At 44.7% G+C, this 11,450-nt stretch carries 9 protein-coding genes; all 9 read right to left on the reverse strand.

The features are described 5' to 3' along the window. Positions 1–4 precede the first annotated feature (4 nt). Positions 5–406, reverse strand: coding sequence for a D-ribose pyranase (gene rbsD, locus C8268_RS18410; protein ID WP_106769014.1), 402 nt, complete (start codon positions 404–406; stop codon positions 5–7). A gap of 1 nt (position 407) precedes the next feature. Further along, entirely contained in the window at positions 408–1,286 is an 879-nt protein-coding gene (gene rbsK, locus C8268_RS18415) for a ribokinase (RefSeq protein ID WP_106769015.1), read from the reverse strand. Further along, a complete protein-coding gene (locus tag C8268_RS18420; RefSeq protein ID WP_106769016.1) occupies positions 1,286–2,269 on the reverse strand; it encodes a LacI family DNA-binding transcriptional regulator in 984 nt (327 codons plus the stop codon). Before C8268_RS18420 ends, rbsK begins: the two co-directional genes overlap by 1 nt. Positions 2,270–2,362: 93 nt before the next feature. Beyond that, a complete protein-coding gene (locus C8268_RS18425; RefSeq protein ID WP_234032993.1) occupies positions 2,363–3,211 on the reverse strand; it encodes a formylglycine-generating enzyme family protein in 849 nt (282 codons plus the stop codon). 399 nt (positions 3,212–3,610) lie between these two features. After that, entirely contained in the window at positions 3,611–5,833 is a 2,223-nt protein-coding gene (locus C8268_RS18430; protein ID WP_106769017.1) for an amylo-alpha-1,6-glucosidase, read from the reverse strand. A gap of 81 nt (positions 5,834–5,914) precedes the next feature. Continuing rightward, on the reverse strand, positions 5,915–7,582 hold the full coding sequence (locus tag C8268_RS18435; protein ID WP_106769018.1) for a glycoside hydrolase family 13 protein: 1,668 nt from the start codon (positions 7,580–7,582) through the stop codon (positions 5,915–5,917). A 321-nt stretch (positions 7,583–7,903) separates the two neighbouring features. Then, entirely contained in the window at positions 7,904–8,782 is an 879-nt protein-coding gene (locus C8268_RS18440) for a carbohydrate ABC transporter permease (protein WP_106770020.1), read from the reverse strand. A gap of 16 nt (positions 8,783–8,798) precedes the next feature. Next, complete coding sequence (locus C8268_RS18445; protein WP_106769019.1) at positions 8,799–9,689, reverse strand: ABC transporter permease; 891 nt, start codon at positions 9,687–9,689, stop codon at positions 8,799–8,801. 21 nt (positions 9,690–9,710) lie between these two features. Continuing rightward, complete coding sequence (locus C8268_RS18450) at positions 9,711–11,423, reverse strand: extracellular solute-binding protein (RefSeq protein WP_106769020.1); 1,713 nt, start codon at positions 11,421–11,423, stop codon at positions 9,711–9,713. Positions 11,424–11,450 lie beyond the last annotated feature (27 nt).

An 11,450-nucleotide genomic window follows, 5' to 3' on the forward strand; every position in this document is an offset into this window, starting at 1 on the left:
CTCCTTATAGGCCAAAGTAAACGCCTGCCTGCAAAATGCAATTCGCGTATGGCTTCGCTTCTCCTGTACGGATAACAGCTTTTGCATGGCGAGTCAGTTCCTTGAACTGCTCATGTGGACAGGCTTCAATCGTACAGTCCTTGAATTGATGTTGAATAAATTGCAGTGCTTCCTGGTTATCCGCCTTCATTTCATCGGCGATAATTACTTTTTCGATAACCATATCTTCAGATACGGCATCAACGACATCACGAAAGCTAGGCTGACCAAATGTTAATGCAAGGTCAATTTTGGGGACCCCATCAGGAACCGGAAGGCCCACATCTGCAATAACAATCATATCGGTATGTCCGAGATCTGCCAGCACTTTCGCGATATGGCTGTTTAGCATTCCATTTCTCTTCATATTAAAGACTCCTTTCGACTTCACTGCGTGTCGGCATTCCTCCTTGAGCTCCAAATTTCATGACAGACAAGGAGGCCGCTCTATTGGCAAATTTCAAGCTGTTCTGAAGATCCATTCCTTCGGCAAGTGCTACAGCTAATGCTCCGTTAAATGTATCGCCTGCTCCTGTCGTGTCCACCACTTCAACTTTATAACCCGGGACCACAACTTCCTGTGTTCCATCGAAATAACGAACCCCTTTTTTACCTTCTGTGACGAATAATTTGTTCGGGTATTTGCGAAGTACCTCTCCAAGCGGCTCATCTCTGAATAAAATAGCCGCCTCATGCTCATTCGGCGTAATATAAGCAGCCTGTTCGATCAATGTCTGCGATACCGGACGGGCAGGTGCAGGATTTAACATCAGCGGCACGTTATATTCCGCACACAAGTTGCTAACATGAACAACCGTTTCCTCCGGAATTTCTTGCTGAATCAAAACCATATCCGAAGCTCTGATTACTTCAACCGCTTTGTCTACATAAGCTGGTGTAACCAAATCATTAGCAGCCTTGACAACAACAATACTGTTATCTCCCTCGGCCAATACAATGTGAGCCGTTCCCGTCATCACATCTGTAACCGGTTCCACATAGTCTGTAATCACACCATTGGATTGAAAATTGTTCAAAACGGCTTCGCCATATAGATCATCACCGACACAACCGATCATCGTAACCTCTGCGCCAAGTCTGGCAGCAGCTATAGCCTGGTTGGCCCCTTTACCTCCGGGAACCGTCATAAAGCTCTCGCCAAGTACGGTTTCTCCGGCTCCGGGGCGTTTGGATGATGTTACTACCAAATCCATAGAGGCACTTCCCACAACTGTGATTTTTGCCATTATAAAACCACCTTTCTCGTCGTTTGACGCTCTATAAATTTTACAGGATATTGAATACTGTGATGTTCGACATGCTGACCTTCAATGAACTGAATAAGCAATTTTGCTGCTTTCCTGCCCATTTCATAAGCGGGCTGATGAATCGTAGAAAGAGACGGAACAAGCAGTTTGCTTAATGGAATATCATCAAAACCGATAATTTGCACATCTTCCGGCACCCTTTTCCCCAACCGATGCGCTTCCTGAAGCACAGCGGATGCAACCATATCATTACTGGCTAAAACGCCATCGGTGTCCGGATATTGATCAAACAATTCCTTAGCCCAATCTTCTGCTTCGGTTAAAGAAAACGATGTCGTCAAAAATACATCATAGGAGATGCCCAGCTCTTGAAGAACCTCAATGGCTCCTTCAGAGCGCTCCCTGGCAGGCCGTACATGAGTAGGACCTTGCAATACGGTAATCTTCTTGCTGCCGCGCCGCACGATCTCCCGAGCTGCGATTCTTCCGCCTTCTCGGCCGTCTGCAAATACGGATGGACGATCATTGGAAGTTCTGTCCAAAAAAACAACTGGAATTTTCAAGTTTGCGTACATATCTGCATCAAAATCATTGGTTGAAGAAATCACACCGACAACATTATTCTGGATAAAAGTCTGGATATAATCCATTTCCTTCTCCCTGCTTTCATCACTGTTACCGAAGATCAGGCGGTAATCATTCTCCTGCATCTCATCTTCAACACCGCGAGCCAGCTGTGGAAAATAAGGGTTGGTGATATCGGGAAGCAACAATCCAATTAATTTCGATTTTCTTTTAAATAAAGAACGGGCTACTTCATTCGGCGCATAATTCAACTCACGAATTGCATCCTCAACTTTTCTTCGCGTATCTTCATGAACATAGCCATTCTGATTGATGACTCTCGATACAGTTGCAACAGAAACCCCAGCTGCCATCGCTACTTGTTTAATGGTTGCCAAATTAATCCCACCTCATTCATCTGTAACCGGTTACATCTATAACATAACATATTATATTTAGCCCTGCAAGCGATTTTTCATGCGTATAACGGATTACTTTAACGAACGGGCTATGCGAAAACCACAATTGCCTGAGGAGCTGTCGGGCGTGTTGGAGCTTCGAGCCGCCACTCGGTAACGGTTGCAGTAGGACCGATGACATAAGTATGACCCACCGCGCATTGACCGTTTGCCTGTAACCCGTGTATATACCGGATTGCGGGCAGACGTTTGTCTGTGATAGGCTGGGCTGAACCAGTCTTTGCACCATTCCCATACGTTTCCAGACATATTATGAAGCCCGTATCCGTTCGGTTCATAAGCATCCACCGGCGCCGTCCCAATGTAACCATCAAGCGCACTGTTTCGAACCGGAAATTTTCCCTGCCATATGTTGCAGCGATGCTTATTGTCCGGTTTTAACAGATCTCCCCAAGGATAGGTTTTACGCTCCAATCCACCGCGGGCAGCATATTCCCATTCCGCTTCAGTTAGCAGCCGAGCCTCTGCCCATTGACAGTACGCCTCCGCATCATTCCAGGAAACATGAACGACCGGATGATCCATCCGATCTTGAATGTGCGAGTCCGGTCCTTCAGGAGCGGACCAGCAGGCTCCTTCGACGACAAGCCACCACGGCACATCCTGAGGTCTACTGCTCGTATGCTGTCTGGTCTCTTCTGAAGCCAGCAGATGAAAAACATAAGACCATCCGAAGCGTTCAGCTTCCGTTACGTAACCTGTAGCATCCACAAAAACTTTAAATTCAGCGTTTGTCACCGCATAACGAGAAACCTGAAAGGAATCGATCTCCACTTGGCGGACGGGCCCTTCTCCATCGGCTGGAAAACCTTCCTGGGAATCGGCCCCCATCGAGAAAGTCCCCCCAGGGATCGTAATCATATTGTCTTGTGAAGGCTTTACAATCTCGGGCGTTATATGTATTTGTTTCTGAATGTTGTTCAACGAAATTTGTTCTCTAGCACCTGCACAACAGGAAGATCGCATATTCAATGGACTGCCCTCCCACCATTTCTAGAAGATCCGCTCAACTGTTTGAAAACGTTCGCAAGTATTATACCACCTTTCGAGAAAGTGAAGAACTACTTGTCGAAGTCAAGCCTCAAAGGTGGGATGGGTTTCCTTGACCCATAATTCGCACAGGGTGGCAGAGATAAATCAAAAAGATCGAGTACAGGGGCAAATGTATTCATCCCTAACTCGACCTTTTTGCAAGGGTAACGATTATCCCATAGTAATTAAACACTACTTCCGGGACATCCCTCTAACGCTTCCCCACGCCTAATTTACAACCGGATGATGTTTCAAATCCAATGGTTCGGCAAAGGAAACACCTTTCAAAATCTGATGGTTTCTTTCTCGCTGATCGGCACGTGCTTGTAACCATGCAGCTTCGATCTCCTTGATCGCCTCGTTCTGACCATCACGCAAGCTTACTGTTAAACTGCGGTCTGTCTGGGTTATCACTAACTCGGAGCCAGAAACAACCTCCATCTCAACGATCTCAAACGGAGAAACATCCACGGTCGCTGTAAGCGAAATATCCTTGAATTGATAGCGATACTCCTTGACAGAATCAGCATGATAGCTTGCTGTAATAAGGCCGTTTCCTACTTTAATCCGATAGTCAAGATCCTTGATTTCCCCTGGAATTCGCGGAGCAAGAGTCAAAGTATTGTTGATCAGATCCGGACGAACGCCCAAGAAATATTGATACCATACCCGCAGATGCTCCGCATTGGACCATGCTTGAAGATACGCTCCTGTCAGCTTCGCCCAATCCTCTCCTTCCAGAGGGTAAGCATCCATGTTCTCGCAAAGACCGCCAACAACCCCTTTATTCAAGGCCATCCAGTTCATATTCTTAAATAATTGATAAGCTACTTCTTCTTCTCCCGCCTCAATCATACGCTGCATCGCAATTCCGTTCAGCCAAATCCACACGGCACCGTTATGATAAGCCGCATCTTTATGATAATGATGAGTTAAATGGAACGGGTGGAACAACGGATGATTCCGGTCCAGTGAAGCAACTCCCCAAGGGTATACAAGCTCTTCCCAAGCTGTACGGATAGCCTGACAAGCAAATGCCTCATCATCAAACATGTCAAAAGCAAAAAGCTGATTCGGACGCAGTGAAAATTCCGGCTTCCCTTCCTTATCCAATCTGTCCGCCAGATAAGGGTGCGCATCATCCCGATAATCCTTCTCAAAATTGTCCTTCAGCTGCTTCGCAATATTCCTCCACTGCTTCGCATGGTCCTCATCATTCATATACTCGGCAAAGTAAACACCGGCAAGCAGTTGATGGTACCATAACGCCTGAATATCATTAGCACGTGTATCCCGAGGAGAGTAGGAACGAAGCTCGCTGTCGCGGGCATCCATCCATGTTTCATTGTCGGCATGCATCAGATAACCCTTCTCATCCATCCAATGATCGATCGAACCCTGGATGCTATTGATTACAGCAGGATACAGCTCTCTAATAATCTCGGTGTCACCTGAGTATTTAACATAGTCCTGCAACTGGATAATAAAACGAGGCGTCCCGTCTGTCGTATGGTAATCGATGTTTTCAGGAGCAAGAATATTAGGCACTCTGCCAAAAAATTTGGAATCCTTATCCGTGTTCTGGAATTTGGCAAAAGACAGCAAAATATTTCTTGCCGTTTCAAATTGCCCGCTAACCAAAACAGCCCCCGGCATCGAAATGAATTGATCCCGTCCCCAATATTCGTTAAACCAAGGGAGCCCAGCATAGATCCCGTCGCCTTGCTGTCTTGTAACAAGCTGATCCATCGTAATGTTCATCCAGCGATGTGCCAGCTCCAGCGTTTCATCGCTGCTGCTCATATTTGTATTGTGAAGGAGCAGATTTTCCATACGCTCTATACGTTCCATCTTAAGACGATCGACCTGATCTCTTGTATCCCGTAAAAGGGCTGCAGCTTCTGCCGCCGTTTTACCAACCGCGATATAGAAACCTTCATCCTTCGCATCCGCATAGATGATCTGCCCCTCCATAGCAACAGGCTGAAGCCGCTTGGAGCCGACCGCAATAACCCAACCTTCCGTCAAAGCCGAGAAGACAAGAATATCCCCCTCTTGACCAATCGCCTTCACATTGTCTCCCAACAGCTCTAAACCGATCTGCTGCTCTGCTCCAGTGAGGCTGACTTCCAGCACATTTTTATAATCCAGCATCCACAACTCTTCTGTCAGAGCCTCATGCTCACGTACCATTTTATAAGGGTAAACGCACACTTTGGATTGTTGATTATCCAGTTTACTGCTGCCATGATACAAATGATAACCTTGAAAAATTCTGCATTTCGCAATATTCAATCCGGCAAAATAAGCATGCTCCGGATGATTGTTCAAATGGGATTGAGTAAAATAAAAGGCCGCTTCCTTGTTGGTAAAGGAGATGCTTCGATTATCTTCGCTAGCTACGAACGTCTTCATTTCATCTAAAATCGATTTCTCTTTCATATTCATCATTGCTAACCTCCCCAAAAATGGAAGAGACGGCTCATTAGCATGTCCGCCTTTCCTAATCAAAAAACAGTCTGTTTACAACGACTACAGCATATATACTCTTGCTTCATAAGGATGAAGCATATCTCTGTCAGGATGATCTGCATAGTTGGACAGCAGCAATGTCGCATTCGCCAATTGAAGCAGATCCGCTTCCTTGCCCAGCTCTGCAGCCGAATCGGTCAAGTTGGTGATGATTACAGCCTTCTTGTCATCCAAAGTTCGAGTATAGGCAAAGATCGCTGGATGATCCGGCATGATCAGATCATAAGTTCCATACGTAAAGATGCGATTTTCCTTCTTCATCCGAATCATTTTCTTGTAGAAGCCAAGAACTGAGTATTCTTTTTGCAGCTGATCCTGAACGTTGATTTTCTTATAGTTATCGTTGATACCAAGCCAAGGCTTGCCTTTTGTAAACCCTGCATTCTCTTCCGATGACCACTGCATTGGCGTTCTGGAATTATCACGGCTGGATGCCCAAATGATCTTCATAATTTCTTCGTGAGGAATGCCTTCCTCTCGTTTTTTCCGATACATATTGCGGTCTGCCACATCATCGTACTCTTCGATCGTGTTAAACTTAACGTTGGTCATCCCGATCTCTTGCCCTTGGTATATAAAAGGAGTTCCCTGCATCAAAAAGTACATAGCTGCGAAAGCTGTTGCACTCTCATACCAGTACACGCTGTCATTTCCCCAAGTGGACACGCTTCTTGGCTTATCGTGGTTCTCGATAAACAAGGCGTTCCATCCGATGCCTTCGAGAGACTTTTGCCATTTCGTTAATATTTTTTTCAGTCCCGGAATGTCCAGCTGATTTCCTTCATCCGTCTGCTTCCACAATCCCAGATGTTCAAACTGGAACACCATATTAAACTTCCCTCGGGTTTCGCAGATCCAGTCCAGAAGATCTTCCTGATCTTCCACATTAACTCCATTGGCCTCTCCGACCGTCATAATGTCATACTTGGCAAATGTCTCTTCTTTTAATTCCTGAAGATATGTCTGAATTCCCTTCACATTCATATGCTTCTGAAAAGAAGATACATATTTCAGGCCATGCGGGTTTTCCATATCCATCAGCCCTTCTTCCTTGTGGATATGGCTGATTGCATCAACACGGAAGCCATCGATCCCTTTATCGAGCCACCAGTTGATCATGTTGTAAACGGACTCCCGAACTTCTGGATTTGCCCAATTCAGATCGGGCTGCTTCTCCGAAAAGATATGAAGATAGTACTGATCCGTTTCTTTATCATATTTCCAGGCAGAGCCACTGAAAATACTTTCCCAGTTATTCGGTTCTGCACCGTTCTTGCCATCTCTCCAAATATACCAATCCCGCTTCGGATTATCCCTGGAGGAACGGGATTCCACAAACCAAGGGTGCTCATCACTTGTATGATTAATGACAAGATCGATAATCAGCTTCATGCCTCTGCTGTGGACTTCATCCAGCAGTTGATCAAAATCCTCCATCGTACCGAATTCATCCATAATATCTTGATAATCGCTAATATCATATCCATTATCATCGTTTGGAGATTTGTACATTGGACAAATCCAGATCACATCGATTCCAAGCTCCTTAATATAGTCAAGCTTCGAAATCATTCCTTGCAAATCGCCGATACCGTCTCCGTTGGAATCCATAAAGCTTCTTGGATACACTTGATACGCTATGGCTTCTTTCCACCATTTCTGTTGCACTCTTTAAAAACACCTTTCCAAGATACTTTATGTAAGTTGAATTAGAGACTTCAGCCTTAACATCACTACGAATTCGGATTATTCTTCCGATCGCTCTTGCCCCCAGATTTCTTTTATTTTTCTATATAATGTTGAAATCCGGTGACAAAGGCGCCCACTGTCGTTTCTCCAAAATAATTCCGCCTTCTTCGTTGAAGCACTTTTATATCTTTAATTCAATCTACATTGTTCATTTTTCTTGATTTATCTTACTAAAAATAAAGGGCTGCACCCGTGACACACAAAGTGCAACCCTAAAATCATCATAAATCACAGTATGATCTATTCTTTAAGTGAACCTACGATAATCCCTGAAACAAAGTACTTCTGCATAAACGGATAAATCAAAAGCAGAGGCAGCGTCGAAACGACGATTTTAGCGGAATTCAAGGTTCTATCCGATATTTTTGCATATTCAGCCAATTTCGCCGGGTCCGTTATGTTCTGAACCTCAACGCTTAATTGTTGAATGTAAGTCTGCAGCGGATAATTTTCCGTTTTGTTGATATAAACCAATGCGCTGAAGTAATCATTCCAGTGACCTACAATCGTAAACAACATGACCGTAGCAAGCGTAGGCAGCACTACGGGTAAATATACGGAAAGTAAAATCTTCCACTGTGAGGCCCCATCAATCTTCGCAGCTTCCTCCAAAGATTTAGGCACACCCCGATATGCGTTCATAAGAAGGATCATATTACCGATCGGTACAGCACCCGGCAGGATCAAAGCCCAGATGGAGTCGAGCAAGCCCAACTCTTTAACGACCATGAACGTTGGAATCAAACCGCCGGAAAACAGCATGGCGAAGATAACGATATTCATGTACACTTTTTGCCCACGGAAAATTCTCGGACTTTTGGACAGCGGGTAAGCCATCAGGATCATCAATGTCATATTGACGCCTAGACCCAATACCACCCGTTCAACGGAGATCATAAATGATCTCCAGAACTGGGAGTCCGACAACAGCTTTTCATAGGAGCTAAGTGTAAAGTTCACCGGGAAAATACCCACCATGTTGGCTGATGCGGCTGCGTTATCACTAAAAGAAATAGCAACCATATTAAGCAACGGAAATAGACAAGATAAAGTAAGTGCAATTAATACGATCCAGATGATGACGTCTGCAAAGCGGCTTTTAACAGTATGAATTGTAATAAGAGACACCACCCATTTAGAAAATACGATAATCAGTCAGCTTCTGAGCCAACTTGTTCGCCGATAAAATCAAGATAATTCCGACAACAGAACGCAGCAGACCAACAGCTGTTCCCAGACTGTACTGTCTTTCAACCAGACCTACCCGGTACACATAGGTATCAATAATGTCAGCCGTTTCATAGACCAAAGGATTGTACAGGTTGAAGATTTGGTCAAAACCGGCATTCAGTACGTTTGGCAGGTTCAACGTAGTCACAAGCAGTATCGTAGGGAGCAAGCCAGGCAGCGTAATATACCATAGTTTTTGGAACCGGTTGGCTCCGTCAATGGATGCTGCTTCATACTGCCCCGGATCAATTGAAGTTAACGACGCCAGATAGATGATCGATCCATATCCGAAGCCCTTCCACACGTCGGATATGATGAGCATCGGTCTGAACCATTCATTGCTTGCCATGAACAAAATCGGATCGATACCAAACCAGCCTAACATCGCGTTGATTGGACCTTCATAAGAGAAGATGTTCATCACGACAGTGGCCAGAACGGCCCATGACAAAAAGTTTGGCAAATAAACAACTGTTTGCATGAACCGCTTGGCAAATTTCAAACGAATTTCGTTCAAAAGCAAAGCAAAAGTGATCGAAACGAAGGTGCCCACAACAATTTTCCATACAGCAATGACGATCGTATTAATGAAGATTTGCTTACTGTCCGGAATTTGCAGCATAAACTTAAAATTATCGAGTCCCACCCATTCAGAGCCACTGATCCCTTTAGCCGGTACGTAATCCTGAAATGCCATCACAATCCCGAACATCGGAATGAATGAGAAAATAATCAGGCATACCATACCGACCGACAGCATGGAGTGAAACGCTATCTGATCTTTTTTACTCTTCATCAAGAATCATCTCTTTCAACATCATTTGGAGGCAATCGCTTCGTTAACTTCCTCCGTAATTAAATCGCCACCTGTTTTCTTCCAGGACTCAACAAATTTATCGAAATCATCAGGAGTCTGTTCTCCAGTAATAATCTTCAGATACATTTCAAGCTCCATCTTCATCAGCGTTGGCCATTTCAAAGACATGGATGGCGTAGTTCCGAAGAAGATCGGATTCACTTCTTTAATATTTGAGTTTTGAACCAGTTGAGCGGTCGTAATACTGGATGTATATCCTGCCCATGCGTTGGAGTCTATAGTGCCTCCATTTTTGGCATCATCCAAATATTTTTTGTATGAATTATAAGCAGCTTTATCCGTGTTGCTCTCTAACTTGCTTGGATCGCCTGTTTCCAGTGCTTCTTCCATAATGTCAACATTGCGGTAGAATGCATCGTAATAGTCGATGTTGATCGCAAGCGGAGATCCGCCAACGTTATATGTGCTGTAATCCTCAAATTGCTTCAGAACCGCTTCGTCTTTTTCCTGATAACGCTGATAATCGAACTGTGTGCTAGCGATTTTGATCGCCGCTTCCGGATGTTCAAATCCTTTGCGAACGACAAGGAAGCTGCTGCTTGGGTTTCCGGTAAACATCGTAACCGAACCGTCTTCAGCTTGTGGAGCGACATAAGGAACCCACTCCGCGTCCGGATTCAATTTGAGAGAGTCTGCCACAGTCCAGCTTCCCCACCAGTTATCGAGGAACGAACCGCTTTTTCCACTCGTAAGGAGTGCTTTGCGGTCATCGCCGGTACGAACGGCAAATTGACGGTCAATCAATCCTTTTTTATACATATCTGCAACTTTTTCAAGAGCTGGCTTCATTTCAGGTTGAATAGAACCGTATACTGCCTTACCAGTTCCATCATCAATCCATTGTTTCGGATATGCTCCGTACAATGCAAAAATATTGTTCAATTCATATTGACCCCCGGAAATGCCGACAGGATTTTCATTATCGACGACTAGACCAACCGTATTTCCTGCTCCATTCCCGCCTGGGTCTTTTTCAATAAACTGCGAGATGATATATTCAATATCTTCGATCGTTTTCGGCTCTTCCAAGCCCAACTTATCCATCCAGTCTTTACGCAGCCACAAAACACCAGGGCCGTGGGAAATTTCTGTTGTTGGCAGTGCCATCAATTTACCGTCAAACTTGGCCCGCTCCAACACACGACCATCATAGGAATCATAGATTTCCTTGAGTCGATCACTGGCTGTGTTTTCATAAGCTGTTGTAAGATCTTCAATCAGATCGTTCTCATAAAGCTGCTCCAATGTTTCGTAATCCGGAACAACCATAATGTCAGGCAATTCACCGCTTACGATAGCCATCGAAACTTTTTGCTCATAGTCTGTACCGTCATTAGCTTCAAACGCGATCTCATTCTGGACGTTAAGCTTGTCCTTCAGATATCTCGTCCACACATTATTTGTAGCATTATCGTCCTCATATGGCGTTCCGTCCAGAGCGGAGTAGTTGCCTGCGGTTTGACCTACAGTATAGGTAACGGTTTCAGGATAAGGAGCAAAAGGCGTTGTCTTTGCTTCTTTCCACGCAGGATCATTCATATCGACTGCAGATTCTTCAGCTGGTGCAGGATCTGACTTGGAACAACCAACTGTAGCAAGAACCAAGAGAAATGCTATTGCAATAAAACTGGACTTTCTTAGTTTAGAAAACATAACATAATCCCCTTTAGATGTTTTAAC

Source organism: Paenibacillus faecalis, assembly GCF_900289175.1.
GTDB lineage: Bacteria > Bacillota > Bacilli > Paenibacillales > Paenibacillaceae > Paenibacillus_AQ > Paenibacillus_AQ faecalis.